The organism is Thalassobaculum salexigens DSM 19539 (assembly GCF_000423805.1).
Taxonomy (GTDB): domain Bacteria; phylum Pseudomonadota; class Alphaproteobacteria; order Thalassobaculales; family Thalassobaculaceae; genus Thalassobaculum; species Thalassobaculum litoreum.
In genome coordinates, this window is sequence record NZ_KE384094.1 from 776626 (window position 1) to 796310 (window position 19685).

Here is a 19685-nt window from a genome sequence, read left to right on the forward strand (position 1 = left end):
GTGACTGCCGGGGGCGATGTTTGGATGAGGCGCCGGGGCGTGTCCTCAGGCTGCCTTGACCCGCTGGATGAACCCGTCGATCGCGTCCTTCATGGCGACCGCCTCGGCCTCGGTCCGCCGGGCCGCAGTGGTCACACCGCCGACGGTCGACGACGTCCGGTCGGAGGCCTCGTTCACCCGTGCGATGTTCGAGGAAAGCTGCTCGGTTCCCTTGGCCGCTTCCTGCATGTTGCGGGTGATCTCCGAGGTCGCCGCCTTCTGCTGCTCGACCGCGGCGGAGATGGCCGCGGAGATTTCGTTGACCTCCTCGATGCTGGTCACGATCGCGCGGACCGCCCCGACCGAGGTTCCGCAGGCTTCCTGAACCCGGCGAATCTTGTCGGAGATCTCCTCCGTCGCCTTGCCGGTCTGAGTCGCGAGCGACTTGACCTCCGAGGCCACGACGGCGAAGCCCTTGCCGGCATCGCCCGCCCGCGCCGCCTCGATCGTGGCGTTGAGGGCCAGCAGGTTGGTCTGCTCGGCGATCCCCGTGATCAGCTCGATCACCTGGGCGATGCCCTCGGACTGCTCCTGCAGATCCTCGATCGAGGTCAGGGTCTGGCGGGCACGGCCAGAGGTGTTCTCCACCGACGTGCTGGCCCGGCTGACCTGGGAGACGATCTCACCGAAGGACGAGTCCATCTCCTCCGCCGCCGCGGACACGCTCTGAACGTTCGCCGCGGTCTGATCGGAAGCGGCTGCCGCACCGGTGCTCTGCTCCTTGGTCTCGCTCGCCACGCCGGTCAGCGTGTCGGCCGACCGGCCCAGTTCGTCGGAAACGCCCCGCAGGGCCTCGAGGCGCTCGGTGATCTGCGACTGGAAGTCGTTGACGGCCATCTCCACGGCTTCGGTCCGCCGGTTTCTCTCGGCCTGCTGGATCTTCTCCTGCTCCTCGAGTTCCCGCGCCCGGATCATGTTGTCCTTGAAGACCTGCACCGCCCGAGCCATCAGGCCGATTTCGTCCTTCTGTTCGGTCGACGGGATCTGTGTGGCCACGTCGCCATCGGAAAGGCGACCCATGGCGCTTGTGAGACCTCCCACCGGCCCGGCAATGCTCCGGGTGATCAGCAGGGCGGCGAGCACGCCGACGATCACCGCAACCGTCGCAACAGCAATCGACACGACCACCGAATTCTCGGTGTCCGACTGCATCTGCGGGCCCAAAGTGTCCTGCACGGACTTGTAGTCGAGCTTCATGGTTTCGATCTCCTCGGCGACCTGCGGGCCGATGCGATCCAGGGTGCCGGTGATCAGGGTGTTGCGCTGCTCGATGACCTCTCCCACGCTCCGCAAGGTATTTTCATACGCGGTGAGTTGGCGAACCAGCGTATCGACGACCGCATCGTCCACCACGCCCCGGAGCATCTCGGCATTCTTCTTGCCGGCCAACTTAAATGCGATCGCCGACTCCAGATCCTGGTGCCGGTTATCAAGCAGGAACTTGTTGGCCTCGAGCCGCATCGCCAGCAGATCCTCCATGGCGATAACCAACGCGGCGATCTGCACGGGTTTGCCATTGCCGGAAACGATGTCGACCGTCGCCTCCAGCGAGGCTGTGGCCGACGGACCGATGGTATTCAGGATGGCGACAAGTTCGTTGCGCTTCACCTGCAGGGCGGTGACCTCCTCGAAGGTCTGGCCGTACTGCTCCATCTGGGCGTGCATACCGGCCAGCGCCGCCTTGCGCTGAGAGTTCTTGATTGACTGCTCGGCTTCTGTGAACAGAGCCATAGAAGCGGCGTGACGCTCCCTCACCGCGGCGATGGCGCTGTCGGACCCCGTCTTCACGAAGTCCTTCACGGCCAGACGGGTCGCGAGGAGGTTGGCCTGGATGCGGCCGATCTGGTTGGTGTTCACCGCGGTGCGTCGATAGTCGACCACGTCCTGGCTGGTGCCGAGCAGGTTCACGCTGACTGTGGCGGCGAGCAGCACCATCAGCCCCAGGACAATGCCGAACCCGCCGAACAGGCGGGCACTGATTTTCAGGTTTGAAAGGTGCTTCACGTCAGCATCCCCGAGCTAGAAGAGATCAGACGTGGTCTATCGGGGAGATGCTGTTAATAAATCTTGAACCCCACGAAATTTTTTAAAGAAAAGCAGATACTAATCGGTACCGTTTCCAGTGAGGACCGGCCCACCTCGACACCGGGCCGGTCCTCAGCAGTCGTTCTCAGCGCCCCATGGCACTCGCCTCTTGTGAAGCGCGCTGCATGTTTGCCGACATGTCATTGGCCACGGTGCTCTGCTCCTCGACCGCGGCCGCCGTGGAGGCCACGTATTCCTGGACCTCATCCATCGCCGAGCGGATCGAGGCCAGAGAGTTCACCACCTCGCTGGAAACATGCTGCATGCGGCTGATATTCTCGCCAATCTGATCGGTGGCGTTCTTCGCCTGGTTCGCCAGGTTCTTGACCTCGTTGGCGACCACCGCGAAGCCCTTGCCCGCCTCGCCGGCCCGAGCCGACTCGATCGTCGCGTTCAGCGCGAGAAGGCTGATCTGGCCGGTGATGTCGTTGATCGCCTCGACGATGCCGCCCATGGCCTTGGTGGCCCCTTCCAGTTCCACCGTGAAGCCGTCGGCGGCGACGACCAGATCGAAGGCGCCAGCCGTCGTGTCCTTCGACTTGACCATGCTGGTCGCAATCTCCTTGACCGACGCATTCAACTCCTCGGCACCCGCGGCGACCGTTTCCATGAGCTGCTGGACGTGCTCGGCCCGCTTGCGGGCGAGCACCTGATCGGTCACGTCCGAAGCGTACTTAACCACCTTGAACGGCTTGCCGTTGAGGTCGCAGATCGGGTTGTAGGACGCCTGGATCCAGACCTCGCGTCCGCCCTTGCCGATGCGCCGGAACTCACCCGAGCGGTACTGGCCGCGGCGCAGCGCATCCCAGAACTCCGCATATTCCGGGCTCGACTGGTAACCCTTGTCGACGAACATCCGGTGATGCTTTCCCCGGATCTCGTCGATCGTGTAGCCTATCGCACCGAGGAAATGCGCGTTCGCCGACTGGATGATCCCGTCGAGATCGAACTCGATGACCGCCTGTGACGCCCCGATCGCATCGATCTGGCCCTGGGCATCGGCGGCCTTGAGCTTCTGCTTGGTCACGTCGGTGGCAAACTTGACGACCCTGAACGGATTGCCGTCGAGGTCGCGGATGGGGTTGTAGGTCGCCTGGATCCAGACCTCGCGCCCGCCCTTGCCGATCCGCTTGAACTCGCCCTGCTTGAAATTGCCGGCGGCGAGTGACGGCCAGAACTGCTTGTACTCCTCGCCTTTCACCTGCGCGGGATCGATGAACATGCTGTGGTGCTTGCCCTGAATCTCCGACAGCGAATAGCCCAAGGTGTCGAGGAAGTTCTGGTTCGCCCGGACGATGGTGCCGTCGAGCTCGAACTCGATCACGGCCATCGATTTACCGATGGCGTCAGTCTGGCCGGAGGAGAAGACATCCCGCAGCACCCGTTCGGTCACATCGGTCGCGAGCTTGATCACTCCGGTCAGGGCGCCGGCACGGTTCGTGGTGGGGATATAGCTTGCCTGCAGCCAGATGTCCGACCCATCGCGCTTCACCCGACGAAACACCCCGGTCTGAGTCTCACCGCCGCGCAACGCCTGCCAGAACGCCCGATACTCCGCAGAATCGCCTTCATGTTTGGGCACGAAGGTGCTGTGGTTCTTACCGACGACCTGATCGAGACTGAAGCCCATGAGCTTCAAGAAATTTTCGTTGGCGGTCTTGACCGTGCCGTCGAGACCGAACTCGATGAGTGCCTGCGAACGGTTAAGCGCTTCCGCGATCTCCGGCTTGTTCTCGTTGTCTGCGCGCCGAGTGAATAGAAACATGATACCCTCATGAACGTGCATAATAGTGACTACGGAGCAGTCCCTAGTGAATGCACTGTGGACGCGGGTATCTACACGACTGTCTGTAAAAAATAATTAAATTTCGAACCAATCTGTTCTGTTGGTTATTAACGTTCGTTTAACCACGCGCAAACAGAGTCTCTGGCTCCGTGAACCGCCGCGTTACATCAGCCCGCCGTGGCGGCGGATGAAGGAGACGATCTCCGGTACGCCGGTGCCGTCCTTCAGGTTGGTGAACAGGAACGGCCGGTCGCCGCGCATCCTCTTGCTGTCCGCCTCCATCACCGACAGGTCGGCGCCGACCAGCGGGGCCAGGTCGATCTTGTTGATGATCAGCAGGTCGGAGCGGGTGATGCCGGGACCGCCCTTGCGCGGGATCTTCTCGCCGGCGGCCACGTCGATCACGTAGATGGTGATGTCGGCCAGCTCCGGGCTGAAGGTGGCGGCCAGGTTGTCGCCGCCGCTCTCGATGAAGCAGATCTGGGCCGACGGGAACAGGCCGGCCATGCGCTCGACGGCGGCGAGGTTGATGGAGGCATCCTCGCGGATGGCGGTGTGCGGGCAGCCGCCCGTCTCCACCCCCATGATCCGCTCCTCCTCCAGCGCCTCGGCGCGGACCAGGATGCGGCGGTCCTCGTCGGTGTAGATGTCGTTGGTGACGACGACCAGGTCGTTCGCGTCGCGCATCGCCTTGCACAGGACCTCCACGAGCGCGGTCTTGCCGGAGCCGACCGGCCCGCCGATGCCGACGCGGAAGGGACCGTGGGGGGAGACATCAAACGCCGTGCTCATGACCGGAACAACCTCGTGTGCTGGGTTTCGTGTCGCATGGAACACCAGTCGACCATCGGGACGGCCGACCAGAGCGCGTCGGGATCGGCGGCGAGCGCCTGCGACGCGACGGAGAGAATAACCGGTTCCAGCGCCGCCGTGACCCGCTGACCGTCGGTCTGGCCGATCATCGACAGGCGGATCGCGGCGGACACCGTGTTGGCCGCCGCGCCGTGCAGGAAGAACCGCAGGGTGGCCGACAGGTCGATGCCGTGGGTCGCGGCGCAGAGGCCAACGGCCACCGGCAGGGCGAGCTCGAGCTTGTCGCGCGCGAACCTTGTGGCCAGCGCGTCCAACGCCGGCTGGGGCCAGGCGGCGCGCACCGTGCGCAGGAAGGCGCCGCCCTGGACCACGGTCTCCTGCGCCAGTTCCGCCGTGCCCTTGAGGGCCGCCGCCAGTTCCGCCGTTTCCAGCAGTCCCGCCGCCTCGTCGAGTTGGCGATAGGCGCGGGCGAGCAGCACCGCGTCCTGTCGCGGCGCGCCCTGGGCCAGCAGGTGGGCGGCCCAGGCCCGCAGGCTCTCGGCATCGCGCACCAGCCCCGCCTCCACCGCCCATTCCAGCCCGTGGCTATAGGCGAAGGCGCCGACCGGGAAGGACGGCGAGGTCCAGGCCGCGAGCTTCAGCAGCCCATCGGCCGCCCGCTCCGCCTGAGGCCGGTCAGTGTCCATGGTGGTGGTGATGGCCGTGCCCGTGATCGTGCCCGTGGTCGTGGCCGTGATCATGATCGTGATCGTGGTGATGGTGGTGACCGCCGGGGCTGGCCGGATCGCCATAGGCGCCGCCTTCCGGCTGGAACGGCTGAGTGACACGGGCGATATCGGCGCCGAGGCCCTGCAGCATGTCCTCGATCACATGGTCCGGACGGATGAGGATGGCGTCGGCGCGGATCTCGGCCGGCAGATGGCGGTTGCCCAGGTGCCAGGCCAGGCGCAGCAGGGCGTGGGAAGAGCTTGCGCGCACTTCGATGAGCTCCTCCGGGGCGGCTTCCACCTTGAGCCAGCCGCCGTCGTCGAGCCTCAGTCCGTCTCCGCCGGCCATGGCCACCGGCTTGGCGAGGTCGAGCAGGATCTCCTCGCCGCCATCGGTGGTCAGCATCATCCGGCGCCGGAACCGGGCATCGAAATCCAGGGTGACGGCGGCCTTCGCCTCCCCCTCCGGCCAGTGCCCGGCCCGGGCATGCTCAACGGCGCGGGTCATGTGTTGCAGTTCCTTCCCTCAAACTCTGTTCCCACTCCCCGGCCTTGTGCCGGGGCCTACCCGTCGGCGTGCCCGATCGTTCGGGCTCGTGTGTCCGACGCCCATGCTGAACCCAGCGTGGGCCCCGGAATAAATCCGGGGAGTGGTGACGCAACACCGCTTCACTTCTCTCATCTCATCGTCATCCCGGCGACCACCGGGCCTGACCCGGAGGTCGGCCGGGACCCAGTGCATCCGTCCGCATCACGGTCCCGGCCCACCCCCGGATTGGATCCGGGGTCGTCCGGGATGACGAGCGTGGATAAATCGATGGGTCCTCCCCCCTCAGAACAGGAAATACCGCTGCGCCATCGACACCACCTGGGCCGGTTCGCAGGTGAGCAGGCGGCCGTCGGCGGTGACTTCGTAGGTCTCCGGATCCACCGTGATCTTCGGCAGGTAGTCGTTCATCCGCATCGACTGCTTGGAGATCCCGCCGCGGGTGTTGGCCACCGCCACCGTCTGCTTGGCGAGGCCGTACTGGTGGCGGATGTCGCGCTCCAGCCCGGCCTGGCTGATGAAGGTGACCGAGCCGGCCGTACGCGCCCCGCCCAACGCGCCGAACATCGGCCGGGCATGCACCGGCTGCGGTGTCGGGATGGAGGCGTTCGGATCGCCCATCTGGGCGCTGGCGATCAGGCCGCCGACCAGCACCATGTCCGGCTTCACCCCGAAGAAGGCCGGGCTCCACAGCACCAGATCCGCCCGCTTGCCGACCTCGATGGAGCCGACCTCATGGGCCACGCCCTGGGCGATCGCCGGGTTGATCGTGTACTTGGCGACATAGCGTCGGGCGCGCAGGTTGTCGTTGTCGCCGGTCTCGCCGTCGAGCCGGCCGAACTGCTTCTTCATCTTGTCGGCGGTCTGCCAGGTGCGGATCACCACCTCGCCGACCCGGCCCATGGCTTGGCTGTCCGACGCCATGATCGAGAAGGCGCCGAGATCGTGCAGGATGTCCTCGGCCGCGATGGTCTCCTTGCGGATGCGGCTTTCGGCGAAGGCCACGTCCTCGGGAATGCGCGGGTCGAGATGGTGGCACACCATCAGCATGTCGAGATGCTCGTCCACCGTGTTCACCGTGAACGGCCGGGTCGGGTTGGTCGAGGACGGCAGCACATTGGCCTCGCCGCAGACCTTGATGATGTCCGGCGCATGGCCGCCGCCCGCACCCTCGGTGTGGAAGGCGTGGATGGTGCGACCCTTGAACGCGGCCACCGAATGCTCGACGAACCCGGACTCGTTCAGGGTGTCGGTATGGATCATCACCTGGATGTCCATGGCGTCGGCCACCGACAGGCAGCAGTCGATCGCCGCGGGTGTCGTGCCCCAGTCCTCGTGCAGTTTCAGACCGCAGGCGCCGGCGCGGATCTGCTCCTCCAGCGCCTGAGGCAGGGCCGCGTTGCCCTTGCCGAAGAAGCCGAGATTGATCGGCAGCGCGTCGGCCGCCTGCATCATCCGCATGATGTTCCACGGGCCGGGCGTGCAGGTCGTGGCGTTGGTGCCGGTGGCGGGGCCGGTGCCGCCGCCCATCATGGTGGTCACGCCCGACGAGAGCGCCTCGTCCACCTGCTGCGGGCAGATGAAGTGGATATGCACGTCGAGCCCGCCGGCGGTGAGGATCTTGCCCTCGCCGGCGATGGCCTCGGTGCCGGGGCCGATGACGATGTCGACGCCGCTCTGCACGTCCGGGTTCCCCGCCTTGCCGATGGCGACGATGCGGCCGTCGCGCACGCCGATATCCGCCTTGAAGACCCCGGTGACGTCCAGCACCGTGGCGTTGGTGATGACCAGATCGACCGCCCCTTCGGCCCGGGTCGCCTGGGACTGGCCCATGCCGTCACGGATCACCTTGCCGCCGCCGAACTTCACCTCGTCGCCATAGGTGGTGAAGTCCTTCTCCACCTCGATGACGATGTCGGTATCGGCGAGGCGGACCCTGTCCCCCTTGGTCGGGCCGAACATGCCGGCATAGGCGGCGCGCGGCATCATGCGCGGCGGCACGTTGCCCTGGCCCTTCACGGTGTCGGGTAGCGCGCCCATGACCTGGCCGTTGAAGCCGAACACGCTGCGCGCACCGCCGAACGGCACCAGGGTGACCTCGCGGGTCTGGCCCGGCTCGAAGCGCACGGCCGTGCCGGCGGGAATGTCGAGCCGCCGGCCCAGGGCCGCCTTACGGTCGAAGTCCAGGCCCGGATTGGTCTCTGCGAAATGGTAGTGGGAGCCGACCTGGACCGGACGGTCGCCGGTATTGGCGACGGTGACCGTCAGCCGGTCGGCGCCGGCATTGAGTTCGATCTCGCCCTCGGCGGGGATGAGTTCACCCGGGATCATGGCCTCTCTCCTCGCTCAGCGGATGGGATCGTGGACGGTGACGAGCTTGGTGCCGTCGGGGAAGGTCGCCTCCACCTGCACCTCGTGCAGCATGTCGGCGATACCGTCCATCACCTGGTCCTTGGAGACCACCTCGGCCCCCGCCGCCATCAGATCGGCGACCGAGCGGCCGTCGCGCGCGCCTTCAACGACGAAATCGGTGATCAGGGCGATCGCCTCGGGATAGTTGAGCTTCACCCCGCGCTCCAGACGCCGGCGCGCGACCATTGCCGCCATGGCGATCAGCAGCTTGTCCTTCTCGCGTGGACTGAGTTGCATAAGACCCTCCCGCTCCTCTGCACCGTATAGGTTGCCGCCGGTTAAGCCCGGCGTCGATCCTTTTTCGCACCTGCGAAAACGCCGCTAGACCGACCAGATCACCGGCATGCGCGCCGGGCGGCCGAGCCAGACCGCCCGGCTGGCACTCCAGATCGCGGCGAGCGCGGCACGGGCGGCCGCCGGTTCCTGTGCCAGCACCCGCACCACGACGCAATCGCCGGCGAGCGCGGTGGCGCCGATCCGCAGGCCGTCGATCGGGGGCTGTGCCCGGGCGATGTCCACCGCCTGTCCGGCCCCATCGCCGACCAGCAGCAGCATGGCCAGCGCCTTGGCCCCGTCGAGCCCGGCGGCCGCCGCCATCGACCCGGCGATATCCCCGTCGAGGGCGAAATCGTCGGCCCAGACCAGCCTTCCGTCGCGGCGCAGGCGGATGCGGTCGCGCAGGCTCCCGTTTGAGAAGACCTCACCCCGGGCGATGCGGCCGAGCACCACGGTCTCGGCATAGGCGAAGCGGCCGCCGGCGGCGACGTCGATCTCGGTGGTGCGCAGCAGCCGCGAGCCGTCGAACAGGATGGTGCCGGAGGACAGCATCTCCAGCACGGCACCGGCACCGACCCGGTAGGCGTTGGACAGCACCGCCTCGGCGCCGTCGCTGCGGTACACCTTCTCGGCGGCCTGGGTGGTCGCCAGCAGCGCCTCGTCGGCGCCGACATCGAGGGACACGCTCAGCCGGTCGCCCCCGACGACGCCGCCGGCCACGTTGGCGACGACGACCGTGCGCGGCTCGCCGCCCTCGACATAGGGACGGAACAGGCGCATCGGCGGAGTGTAGTGGCTGCGCAGGAGCCTGCCCGACCCGACCGCCAGCTCCAGCGCGCCGGCATAGCGCTGCAGCGCCTGCTCGCGGGCGGTCACGGGCATCGCCGGTCAGGCTTGGGGCGTCTTGGGCTTGCGGCTGAAGCGCATGCCGGGGGCGGCCAGGGTGTCGGCATCGCCGCACCAGGCATAGGCCAGCAGCACCGGCTCGCGGTCCGCCGTGGTGATCGCGTGCATGTGCTGGGGCAGGTTGAGGACGATCGAGCCCGGGGCATAGACGCCGTTGTCATTCTCGCTCCAGTGACCCGAGAGCGACAGGTAGCTCTCCGTGATGCCGTGATGGCTGTGGGCAGGATAGGTCGTGCGCGGCGCGAAGAGAACCAGGCCGAGGGTCAGGGTCGGCGAGATGATCGGCCCCTTCGGCCCCATGATGTCGGCATAGGCGTAGCGCTCCATCAGGTAGCGCGGCATCCGCTCGTAGCCGTATTCCCAGGCGAGTTGGGACTGCACATTGCCGATCGCCCGCACCATGGAGCGCATGGAGCCGTCCAGCCCGTTGTCCAGCGCCCGCCCCAGATGGGCCGTTACCGGCTTGGCCGCCGGCTCGGGGAAGCGCACCGAGGTCTTACCGGCCAGGATCTTGGCCAGCCGGTCGCGCACCTGCTTCATGTGGGAGCGGACCTTGCCGCTGCCGCCGGCCGAGCCTCGGCGGTAGGCATAGTCGAACTCGCGGGCGAGATACACCCAGTCGTGCAGGCTGGAGAGCGGGCTGTGCCGCTCCTCCGTCCACTGCGCCCCTTGGTCGTCGGGGAGGCTCATGGTCCGCGCCCGGTCCGGCCGCCGCGCCCGCTAGGCCGCCAGCGGCTTGCCGTCCTCGACGCTCGGTCCGAGGCCGGCGACGGTGGTGCGGTGCATAACGCGGGGATACTTGCTCTCGTCCCAGGGCCGACCGCGGTGCAGCACCGCCCGGTTGTCCCACATGACCAGATCGCCATCCTGCCACCGGTGGGTATAGCAGTGCTCCGGCCGGGTCACGATCTCGGTCAGGCGGCGCAGCAGGGCGCGGCCCTTGTCCTCCGGCCAGCCCTCGATGTGGCTCGCATGGGCGCCGGCATAGACCGCCTTGCGGCCGTTCACGGGGTTGGTGCGCACCAGCTTCTGGCGCACCGCCGGCAGTTCCTTGCGGTCCTTGTCGGTCAGCAGCGACTTGTCGATCAGGCCGCGGCTGTAGAGGAAGTCGTGCACGGCGATCAGCGGCTCGTATTCGTTCTGCTCGGCCGCGGTCAGCGCGTCCCAGGCCGCCCGGCCCGAGGCGAACTCGGTCTCCCCGCCTTCCGGCGGCACCACCCGGCCGGACAGCATGGAGGCCTTGGCCGGCACCGGCTTGTAGGAGCTGTCCGTGTGCCACATCTGGTTGCCGGAGTTGAAGATCATCCGCTTGTCCTTCGGCGGGATCAGGTTTCCATCGGCATCCAGGTTGGAGAAGATGGCGATTGCCGTCCCCTCGCCGCCGGGATTGGAGGAGATCGTCGCCTCCAGATCGCCGAAGCGGCGCGAGAAGGCGGCCTGCTTGGCGTCGTCGATGCCGTGCTGGCCGCGGATCACCAGGACCGAATTGTCCTCGAAGGCGGTCTCGATGGCCGCGAATTCGGCCTCGCTCAGGGTCCCGATGTCGATGCCGGTAACCTCAGCGCCGAGGACCGGCGTCAGCGGAGTGATCGACAAAGCCATGGGAGCCTCCTTTGACGGCCTTCTTTGTAAGCGCTGGAATGGTCCACCCGGCACCGAGGAACGGTCAAGGCCCGCTGTTTTCCGACCGGCGGTGCCGAAACGAAAAGCGCCGCCCCGGAAACCGGGACGGCGCCTGATACCGCGTGAAGGCAGGGACGGTTACTTGTAGCCGACCTCGTCATAGAGACGCTGGGCCAGCGGCTGGTTCTCGCCGAGCTTGGCAAGGTTCATGGTGTCCTGACGGAACAGGCCGAGACGCGCGACGGAGGAGCTGAGTTCCACGCCGGGGACCGCCGGGTACTCGTCGTTGCCGGCCGAGAAGTAGGCCTGCGCATTGTCGGATGCCAGGTACTCCAGGAACTTGATGGCGTTCTCCTTGTTCGGCGCGGTGGCGACGACGCCGGCACCGGAGATGTTCACATGGGCGCCGGTGGTGCTCTGGTTCGGGAACACCCAGCCGATCTTGGCGACCTCGTTTTCGTCCAGCCCCTTGACCTCTTTACGCATCGCACGAGCGAAGTAATAGGTGTTGGCCACGGCCACGCCGCACTCGCCCGAGGCGATGCCGCGAAGCTGGTCGGTGTCGCCGCCCTGGGGGTCACGGGCGCGGTTCTCGTAGACGCCGGCGGCCCAGTCCTTGGCCGCCTGCTCGCCCTTGTGCTCGATCTGCGCCGCCATCAGCGACAGCATGTAGATGTTCGAGCTGGACCGGGTGCAGACCATGCCCTTCAGCGCCGGATCGGCGAGGTCGTCATAGGTCTGAATCTGCGTCGGCGAGACCCGCGCCTTGTCGTAGAAGATGATCCGCGCACGCTGGGAGAAGCCGTACCACAGGCCGTCGGGATGGCGCAGGTAGGACGGGATGCGCGCCTCCAGGAACTCGGTGCTGACCGGCTGGAAGATGCCCATCTGCTCGGCCCGCCAGATGCGGCCGGCATCGACGGTCAGCAGCACGTCGGCGGGGCTGTTGCGGCCCTCGCTCTTGATGCGCTGAATCAGCTCGTCGGCGTCGCCCTCGATCCGGTTCAGGGTGATGCCGGTCTTCTCCTCGAAATCCGAATAGAGCCGCTCGTCGGTGTCGTAGTGCCGCGAGGAATAGAGATTGAGCTCGCCCGACGCCGCCGCGTCCTTGACGGCGATCCCGCCCATGACCGACACCACCGCCGCGGTCATCGCGATCCGCGCCAACAGTCCCGACACGCCGAACCGCCGGCTTCCTCCCAGTTTCGTCATTCTCGCTCTCCCTGAAGTCATCGCGCCCGTCGCCGGGCAGCGTCGCGTTGAGCCGGTTGCAGTACCGAACCCGGCACCTTCAGGAGCACTAATGAGAATGAATTGCACTGTCAACAAGAGCGACGAAACGCAGCAGACAACCTCACGGAACCGTGAGAATTCCATGAATTTTTAAGGGTTATATGCGGCGCCGATCAGTCGAGGCCGATGGCGGCGCAGAAGGTGATCCAGAGCCCCGACAGCCGGTAGGTGTCCGCAACCAGGGGCAGAACCGCCAGAGCAGCGGCCAGCATCACGGCGAAGGCGAGATAGAACACCGTGGTCAGCCGGCGGCCGCCCTCATCGGTTTCAGGGCCGTCATCGATTTCAGCGTCGCGTCGTTCCGACATTGCCGACCTCCTGGCGACACTATATGGCGTCGTCGACGGGCTTCGCCACTGTGCGGTACCGCCGAAGGTGATGCCGCCGACCGAAAGCCGCGCCATGACAATCAACCCGATCTCGGTCCGCCTGTCGCTGTTCTATGCCGCCTATTTCGCGGTGGTCGGAATCATGCTGCCGTACTGGCCGGCCTGGCTGGAGAGCCGGGGCCTGTCGCCGGTGGCGATCGGTGCGGTGCTCTCGGTCGGGTTCTGGGTGAAGCTGGTGGCCCATCCGGTGCTGGCGACCGTGGCCGACGCAACGGGCACCCTGAAGCGGACCACCGTCCTGCTCGCCCTCGGCGGCCTCACGGTCTACGGCGCGTTCTGGTTCGCCGGGCCGTTCTGGAGCTATCTGGTCCTCGCCTTCCTGCTCGGCTTCACCGTCCAGAGCATCATGCCCCTGGGCGAGGCGCTGGCCCTGAGCGCCATCAAGCTGCGCGGCCTCGACTACGGTCCGATCCGGATCTGGGGCTCGGTCGCCTTCATCGTCGCCGCCTTCGCCGTGGGGGCCGCGACCGAGCGGTTCGGCGACCCGGTGATCCTGCCGCTGATCCTGGGCACCATGGTCGTGCTGATCGCGAGCTGCGTGTGGCTCCCGGGGCGTGGCGGCGAGGCGCGCAAACCCTGGTCCTGGGCCGCGGCGGCCCGGCTGGTCGCGAACCGCCGCTATCTGGTCTTCATCGCGGCCGCCGGCTGCGCCCAGGCGAGCCACGCGGTGTTCTACGGCTTCGGGACGATCTCCTGGCGGACGGTCGGATTCGGCGAAAGCGCCATCGGCATGCTCTGGTCGCTCGGCGTGGTGGCCGAGATCGTCGTCTTCGCCCTGGCCGCCCGGCTCGGACGCTTCGCCTCGGCCCCGGTCCTGCTGGCGGCCGCCGGCATCGGCGCGATGATCCGCTGGCCGCTGACCGCGGTCACCGATGACCTGATCGCGGTCGGCGCCCTGCAGCTCCTGCACGGCCTGACCTTCGGCGCCGCCCATCTGGGCGCCATGCGCTACCTGCAGGACAACGCGCCGGAGGGGCTGGAGGCCACGGCCCAGGCCTTCTACTACGCCCTGGTCTCCGGCGTGGTGATGGGACTGGCCATGCCGGTGGCCGGCTTCTTCTACGACGCCTACGGCCAGGCCGCCTATCTGACGATGGGGGTGCTGGGACTGCTCGGCGCGGGCCTGTCTCTGCTCCTGGGGGGTATGATGAGAAAACCACACCAAATGTAGAGAATTATCGAATCCCATCCGGCGTCATCCATGCTAGTCGCAACCGCATTACGACTCGCATCATGCTAGGGGGATACAATCTGATGCCTTTTTCGTATTCGCGGCTTGCCGGCCTTGCGCTGGCGACCGTCGCGCTGTCCGGCTGCGCCACGCTCACCACGGGTTCCGACCAGTCGGTCACCGTCCTCACCGATCCGGCCGGCGCCGAATGCCGGATGGAGCGTGAGGGCATGACCGTCGCGATCGTCAACCCGACACCGGGCACGGTACAGGTCGACAAGTCCAAGAACTCCATCGTGGTCAAATGTGCGGCGGACGGCTTCCAGGACACGTTCGCGACCCTGTCGTCCGAGTTCCAGGGCATGACCGTCGGTAACGTGCTGTTCGGCGGCATCATCGGCGTGGCGATCGACGCCGGGTCCGGGGCGATGAACGAGTATCCTTCGCAGATCACCCTGCTGCTGGTGCCCGACTCCTTCCCGAACGACGAGAAGCGGGACACGTTCTTCCAAAGCGCCATCGACCGCGCCGAGGCCCGCACCGAGGCGGCCGTGGCCGAGATCCGGTCGAAATGCGTCGACGACGACGGCTGCAAGCGCGAGGTGACGCTGGTCGAGACCTCGGGCGCCTCGGAGGTCAGTCAGCTCAAGAGTCAGTGGGCGACGGCCAAGGTCGACAGCTGAGCCTAGAGCGCGATCGGTTCGGATCGAAACGATCTGAACCGCGAATCGCCCTCTAACTCATTAAAGATAGAGCATATTCAGACGAGCAGATGTCTCGATCTGATCGTGATTTGCTCTTGGGCCGGATGCGCGGCGGGTCAGGACTCCCCACCGCGCACCGCCTTCATGAGAGGCGCCGCCCCGATCGCGGCCACCACCGACAGACCCGTCAGGCCGAAGGCCTTGAAGGTCACCCAGCCATCGGTGGACAGCGTGCGCCAGGCCACCTCGTTGGCGGCGGCCATGATGCAGAAGGCACAGATCCAGTAGATCGTCAGGTTGCGCCAGCCGGTGTCGTCCAGCTCCAGCACCCCGTTCAGGATCGTGCGCAGGAAGTACTTGCGGATCAGCAGGCCGAAGGCGAGACCGGCGGCGATCAGCAGGGTCGCCACCGTCGGCTTGATCTTCAGGAAGAACGCGTCGTCGAACACCAGCGCCAGGCCGCCGAAGACCGACACCAGTACCGCGCCGATCACCGGCATCCACGGGATGCGTCGCTCGGTATAGACCGTGTAGGCGGTAGCAATGACGGTGGTGGCAACCAGCACCGCCGTGGCCGGCATGATCCCCCACACGTAATTGCAGACGAAGAACAGGATGAGGGGGCCGTACTCGGTCAGGGCCCGGGTCCGGGTCATCGCGGTCTCCTTCTGGTCAGGTCAGGCTCGTCGGGTCAAACGGATCGGATCAGGCGGCGCGGCGCGTGGACTCCGCCGGCACCAGCCCGGCGGCCTCCCGCAACACCGCCCCGGTGGCATCGTCGCCATACATGGTCTCGGACAGCCGGCGGCGCCACCCCCGGGCACCCGGAAGCCCCTGGAAAAGGCCGAGCATGTGCCGGCCGATGGATTTCACCGGCGTCCCCGCCTCGACCCGCATCCGGTCGGCATACTCGGCCATGGCGTCGACCACGGCGTGACGGTCCAGATCGGTCGGCGCCGCGCCATAGACCCGGGCATCGACCCCGGCCAGCATCCACGGGGTCTGATAGGCGGCCCGGCCGACCATCACCCCGTCGAGCCCGGCACCCTCGGCAATGGCGGCGTCCAGGTCGCCGAGCCCGCCGTTCAGCAGAATCTCCAGCTCCGGCCGGGCCGCCTTCAGCCGCCGGACCCGGTCGTAGTCGAGCGGCGGCACGTCCCGGTTCTCCTTCGGCGACAGGCCCCGGAGCCAGGCCTTGCGGGCATGGACGATGATTGTGGCGCAGCCGGCGTCGACCACCCGGTCGACCAGCGCGTCCAGCGCCGTCTCCGGATCCTGGTCGTCGACGCCGATGCGGCATTTGACGGTGACCGGGATCGAGACCGCCGCGCGCATGGCCTCCACCACCTGAGCCACTGTCTCCGGCTCGCGCATCAGGCAGGCGCCGAACCGGCCGGACTGCACCCGGTCGGACGGACAGCCGACATTGACGTTCACCTCGGCATAGCCCCAGTCCTCGGCGATCCGCGCCGCCTCGGCCATGGCCCCGGGCTCCGATCCGCCGAGTTGCAGGGCGAGCGGATGTTCCTGCGCCGAATAGCCGATCAGCCGCCGCCGGTCGCCCAGGCGCACCGCGTCGGCGGTCACCATCTCGGTATAGAGCACCGCACGGCGCGTCAGCAGACGGTGGAACACGCGGCAGTGCCGGTCGGTCCAGTCCATCATCGGCGCCACGGTAAAGCGGCGGTCCAGGGAAGCGGTCGTGTGCGTCATGGCGCGGGGTTTTACACGAAATCGAGTGTCGGCGTCAGCCCCAGCCGGTCAGGCGCCAGGTCGGGAGCGGCGGAACGCTCCTGGCCCCTTGCCGAACCGCGCCTTGAACCGCCTTGTAAAGGACGGCACCGAGCGATAGCCGCAGCGTTCGGCGATATCGTCCATCGACAGGGCCGTGTCGGACAGCAGGGCGCGGGCCTTGGCCAGGCGCCAGTCGGTCAGGTAGTCGATGGGCGTGGCACCCACCGTCTCGGCGAAACGCCGGGCGAAACCGGCCCGCGACAGAGCGGCGAGCCGGGCGAGATCCACCACCCGCCAGTCGCGCTCCGGCGCTCCGTGGATCGCCGCCAGCGCCCGGGACAGCGCCGGGTCGGTGAGCGCGGCGAGGAATCCGGCAGGCCGCCCGCCCGGCACACGGACGGAGCGCCGGGCCGCCTGGATCACCACGATCTCGATCAGCCGCGACAGGATCGCGGTGCCGCCCGGTCCGGCGAAATCCGCCTCCAGGTGCAGCAGCCGCAGCCCGGCCGCGGCCCAAGGCTCCGCCCCCAGGTCACCGGGCCGCAGCACGATCAGCGGCGGCAGGTCGCGCAGAACCGGATGGTCCAGGCTCTCGTCGAAGGCGCAGAAGCCGCAGAGCAGGCCGGCGGACGCCGCACCGTCGCCAGTGCGCAGCACGCCGTCGGATACCGCCCCCTGCGCCATCAGCTCCGCCAGCGAAACCGGCGTCGGGCTTGGGTCCGACGAAAGGATCTGCCGGGCGCCGTCGGGGATCAGCGCCACATCGCCGGGCGCGAGCGTCACCGGCTCCTGCCCCGACATGGACACCCGGCAGGTGCCATGACGTACAAGATGGAAGCGGATCCGCCGGGCCTCCGCCGGCACCTCGACCGCGAACCGACCGGAGAGCTCGGCGCGGAAATACAACGCGCTCGTCAGCCGCAGGGTCGAGAAGACATCGGAAAGCACATCATACTGATCCATAGAGGCAGTCTATTTGGACGATTGGATAAGAACAATCGACTGTCTGGCATTCTTTCCGACAACGGTATGGCTAGGCTCGCGGCGTCACCCTTGGAGGAACCCGATGACGCCAGATACCGCCCTCGCCCTGATCGGCTTCGCCTTCGTCATGTCGATATCGCCCGGTCCGGGCAATTTCCTGCTGCTGGCCTCCGGCGCCAATTTCGGCTTCCGGCGCACCTTTCCCACCGTGCTCGGCATCAGCCTGGGCTTCCTGTCGATGGTATTCCTGGTCGGCATCGGGCTGGGCGAAGTGCTCGACCGGTTTCCCGCCGTGACCCTCGCGCTCAAAATCGCCTGCGGCGCCTATGTGCTGTGGCTCGCCCTGAAGATCGGCCGCAGCCGGGCACTGGGCCCGTCGGCGCCGGACCGCATCGAGAAGCCGGTCACCTTCGTCCAGGCCGCCCTGTTCCAGCTGGTGAACCCCAAGGCCTGGGCGGTGGCGCTGATCCTGACCGTGTCCTACACGTCCGAGGCGGACTATCTCGCCAGCCTGGTGGCGATGATCGCGGTCTTCGCGGTGGTGAACATCCCTTCCATCAGCGTCTGGGCGATCTCCGGCACCGCCCTGCGCGGCGTGCTCGCCAAAGGCAACCGCATCGCGGCGTTCAACGTGGCCATGGCGGTGCTGCTGGTGGGCTCGATGCTGCCGGTGCTGCTGCGGGGGTGAGGGGTTTCTCTCTTCCCGCTTCTCCCACTGCCCGAATTTATTCCGGGGAGTGGGAGAAGAGCCCGGGGAGCGCGCGAATGGGGACAGCGCAGCGCGTTCACCCTTCCCGGATCGCCTTGATCGCCTCGCGGGCCAGTTCGTCGCAGCGTTCGTTCTCCGGGTGGCCGGCATGGCCCTTCACCCAGTGCCAGTCCACGTCGTGGCGCTGGGTCGCCGCGTCCAGACGTTCCCACAGGTCGCGGTTCTTCACCGGCTTCTTGTCGGCCGTCTTCCAGCCCCGCGCCTTCCAGGACTTCATCCACTTGGTGATGCCGTCGCGCACATAGGTGCTGTCGGTGGTCAGGTCCACCTGCATCCGCCGGGTCAGCGCCTCCAGGGCGGAGATCGCCGCCATCAGCTCCATACGGTTGTTGGTGGTCTCCGCCTCGCCGCCGGAAAGCTCTTTCACGTTGCCGCGCCAGCGCAGGATGGCGCCCCAGCCGCCGGGGCCGGGATTGCCGCTGCAGGCGCCGTCGGTGAAGACCTCGACTTTCTCGCCCGCCCCCTCCTCGCCGCTCATGTCAGGCCATAGGCGGCGGGACCGGACACGCCCTGATGGAAGCGCAGTTTCTGGTGGTACTCCATCGGATCCTTCGGTTTCACCAGCGCCCCTTCGGGATGGTTGAGCCAGTCGTACAGGCGGGTCAGCAGGAAGCGGATCGCCGACCCGCGGGCCAGGATCGGCAGGGCCGCGCGCTCGGCGGCGCTCAGCGGCCGCACGCTCTCGTAGCCCATGACCAGATTGCGCGCCTTGGTCACGTTGAAACTGCCGTCGGTCTCGAAACACCAGGCGTTCAGGCAGATCGCCAGGTCGTAAGCCAGAATGTCGGTGCAGGCGAAATAGAAGTCGATGAAGCCGGACAGCGTGTCGCCGAGGAAGAACACGTTGTCGGGGAACAGGTCCGCATGGATCGTGCCCACCGGCAGGTCCCTGGGCCAGTGCGCCTCCAGATGATGCAGCTCCATGTTCAGCTGGTTATGCATCGCGTGGTAGATCTCGCGTTTCGGCAGATCGCAGCTGTCGAACAGCGGCCGCCAGCCGGCGACCGACAGGTTGTTCTCGCGCACCCGATCGTAATCGAGCCCGGCGACGTGCATCTCCGCCATGCCGGCGCCCAGTTCGCGGCAGCAGGACGGCCTGATCCGCCGCCGCCATACACCATCGACGAAGGTGACGATGGCCGCCGGCCGGCCGTTCAGCTCGCGCAGGGTGGCGCCGTCGCGGCCCGGCACCGGGCTGGGCACGTTCAGCCCCTTCTTCGCCAGATGGCGCATCAGCTCGATGAAGAACGGCAGGTCGTCCCGGTTCACCCGCTTCTCGTAGAGGGTGAGGATGAAGGTGTCGGCGGTGGTGCGGACCAGGAAGTTGGAGTTCTCGACCCCCTCGGCGATACCGGAGAAGGAGACCAGCTCACCCAGATCGTATTCGCCCAGGAAGGCTTCCAACTCCCCGTCGGAGATCTGCGTATACACCGCCATGTGCTTCAGG

20 protein-coding genes are annotated in these 19685 nt (G+C 67.1%); 3 read left to right on the top strand and 17 right to left on the bottom strand.

Annotated features, from left to right (window positions below; genetic code table 11):
• Positions 1-45: 45 nt before the first annotated feature.
• The 12 genes from G578_RS27060 to G578_RS0118880 form a co-directional block, all read right to left on the bottom strand.
• Positions 46-2043, bottom strand: coding sequence for a methyl-accepting chemotaxis protein (locus G578_RS27060; RefSeq protein ID WP_038015178.1), 1998 nt, complete (start codon positions 2041-2043; stop codon positions 46-48).
• Between the two features lie 166 nt (positions 2044-2209).
• Positions 2210-3910 carry a methyl-accepting chemotaxis protein gene (locus G578_RS0118830; protein ID WP_211228961.1) on the bottom strand — a complete coding sequence of 567 codons (1701 nt, stop codon included), beginning with the start codon at positions 3908-3910 and terminating at the stop codon, positions 2210-2212.
• Positions 3911-4072: 162 nt separating this feature from the next.
• Complete coding sequence (gene ureG, locus G578_RS0118835) at positions 4073-4702, bottom strand: urease accessory protein UreG (protein ID WP_028795570.1); 630 nt, start codon at positions 4700-4702, stop codon at positions 4073-4075.
• Positions 4699-5514: an urease accessory protein UreF gene (locus tag G578_RS0118840; protein ID WP_245565647.1), complete on the bottom strand. Its 816-nt coding sequence runs from the start codon at positions 5512-5514 to the stop codon at positions 4699-4701. The genes ureG and G578_RS0118840 overlap by 4 nt, the downstream gene beginning before the upstream one ends.
• On the bottom strand, positions 5399-5938 hold the full coding sequence (locus tag G578_RS0118845; RefSeq protein ID WP_028795572.1) for an urease accessory protein UreE: 540 nt from the start codon (positions 5936-5938) through the stop codon (positions 5399-5401). Before G578_RS0118845 ends, G578_RS0118840 begins: the two co-directional genes overlap by 116 nt.
• Before the next feature lie 324 nt (positions 5939-6262).
• Complete coding sequence (gene ureC / locus G578_RS0118850) at positions 6263-8308, bottom strand: urease subunit alpha (RefSeq protein WP_084619018.1); 2046 nt, start codon at positions 8306-8308, stop codon at positions 6263-6265.
• A gap of 15 nt (positions 8309-8323) precedes the next feature.
• A complete protein-coding gene (locus G578_RS0118855) occupies positions 8324-8626 on the bottom strand; it encodes an urease subunit gamma (RefSeq protein ID WP_028795574.1) in 303 nt (100 codons plus the stop codon).
• Positions 8627-8710: 84 nt separating this feature from the next.
• Entirely contained in the window at positions 8711-9541 is an 831-nt protein-coding gene (locus G578_RS27065) for an urease accessory protein UreD (protein ID WP_169400881.1), read from the bottom strand.
• 12 nt (positions 9542-9553) lie between these two features.
• On the bottom strand, positions 9554-10261 hold the full coding sequence (locus G578_RS0118865) for a dimethylsulfonioproprionate lyase family protein (RefSeq protein WP_028795575.1): 708 nt from the start codon (positions 10259-10261) through the stop codon (positions 9554-9556).
• Between the two features lie 30 nt (positions 10262-10291).
• Positions 10292-11173: a TauD/TfdA dioxygenase family protein gene (locus G578_RS0118870; protein WP_038015180.1), complete on the bottom strand. Its 882-nt coding sequence runs from the start codon at positions 11171-11173 to the stop codon at positions 10292-10294.
• A 159-nt stretch (positions 11174-11332) separates the two neighbouring features.
• Positions 11333-12406, bottom strand: coding sequence for a Fe(3+) ABC transporter substrate-binding protein (locus G578_RS0118875; RefSeq protein WP_175474119.1), 1074 nt, complete (start codon positions 12404-12406; stop codon positions 11333-11335).
• A 194-nt stretch (positions 12407-12600) separates the two neighbouring features.
• Complete coding sequence (locus tag G578_RS0118880; protein WP_028795578.1) at positions 12601-12795, bottom strand: hypothetical protein; 195 nt, start codon at positions 12793-12795, stop codon at positions 12601-12603.
• Positions 12796-12889: 94 nt separating this feature from the next.
• Here G578_RS0118880 and G578_RS27070 point away from each other — a divergent pair, with 94 nt between their 5' ends.
• Both G578_RS27070 and G578_RS0118890 read left to right on the top strand, forming a co-directional pair.
• Positions 12890-14047, top strand: coding sequence for an MFS transporter (locus tag G578_RS27070; RefSeq protein ID WP_169400882.1), 1158 nt, complete (start codon positions 12890-12892; stop codon positions 14045-14047).
• 83 nt (positions 14048-14130) lie between these two features.
• Positions 14131-14730, top strand: coding sequence for a hypothetical protein (locus G578_RS0118890; RefSeq protein WP_028795579.1), 600 nt, complete (start codon positions 14131-14133; stop codon positions 14728-14730).
• 137 nt (positions 14731-14867) lie between these two features.
• On the opposite strand, the gene G578_RS0118895 is transcribed toward G578_RS0118890, so the two are convergent.
• From G578_RS0118895 to G578_RS0118905, 3 genes are read right to left on the bottom strand one after another with little or no spacing between them, the layout of a single operon-like run.
• Positions 14868-15407, bottom strand: a complete 540-nt coding sequence (locus tag G578_RS0118895; protein ID WP_028795580.1) for an inner membrane-spanning protein YciB — start codon at positions 15405-15407, stop codon at positions 14868-14870.
• 49 nt (positions 15408-15456) lie between these two features.
• Positions 15457-16464: a tRNA dihydrouridine(20/20a) synthase DusA gene (gene dusA / locus G578_RS27075; protein WP_038015181.1), complete on the bottom strand. Its 1008-nt coding sequence runs from the start codon at positions 16462-16464 to the stop codon at positions 15457-15459.
• A 48-nt stretch (positions 16465-16512) separates the two neighbouring features.
• Positions 16513-17448 (bottom strand): AraC family transcriptional regulator, encoded by a 936-nt coding sequence (locus G578_RS0118905; protein ID WP_028795581.1) that lies wholly within the window; start codon positions 17446-17448, stop codon positions 16513-16515.
• A 103-nt stretch (positions 17449-17551) separates the two neighbouring features.
• On the opposite strand from G578_RS0118905, the gene G578_RS0118910 reads away from it, so the two are divergent.
• Complete coding sequence (locus tag G578_RS0118910) at positions 17552-18157, top strand: LysE family translocator (RefSeq protein ID WP_028795582.1); 606 nt, start codon at positions 17552-17554, stop codon at positions 18155-18157.
• A gap of 97 nt (positions 18158-18254) precedes the next feature.
• Here the strand turns inward: G578_RS0118910 and rnhA are convergent, their stop codons facing one another.
• Entirely contained in the window at positions 18255-18716 is a 462-nt protein-coding gene (gene rnhA, locus G578_RS0118915) for a ribonuclease HI (protein WP_028795583.1), read from the bottom strand.
• Positions 18713-19675, bottom strand: coding sequence for a homoserine kinase (locus G578_RS0118920; protein WP_028795584.1), 963 nt, complete (start codon positions 19673-19675; stop codon positions 18713-18715). Before G578_RS0118920 ends, rnhA begins: the two co-directional genes overlap by 4 nt.
• Between the last annotated feature and the right edge of the window lie 10 nt (positions 19676-19685).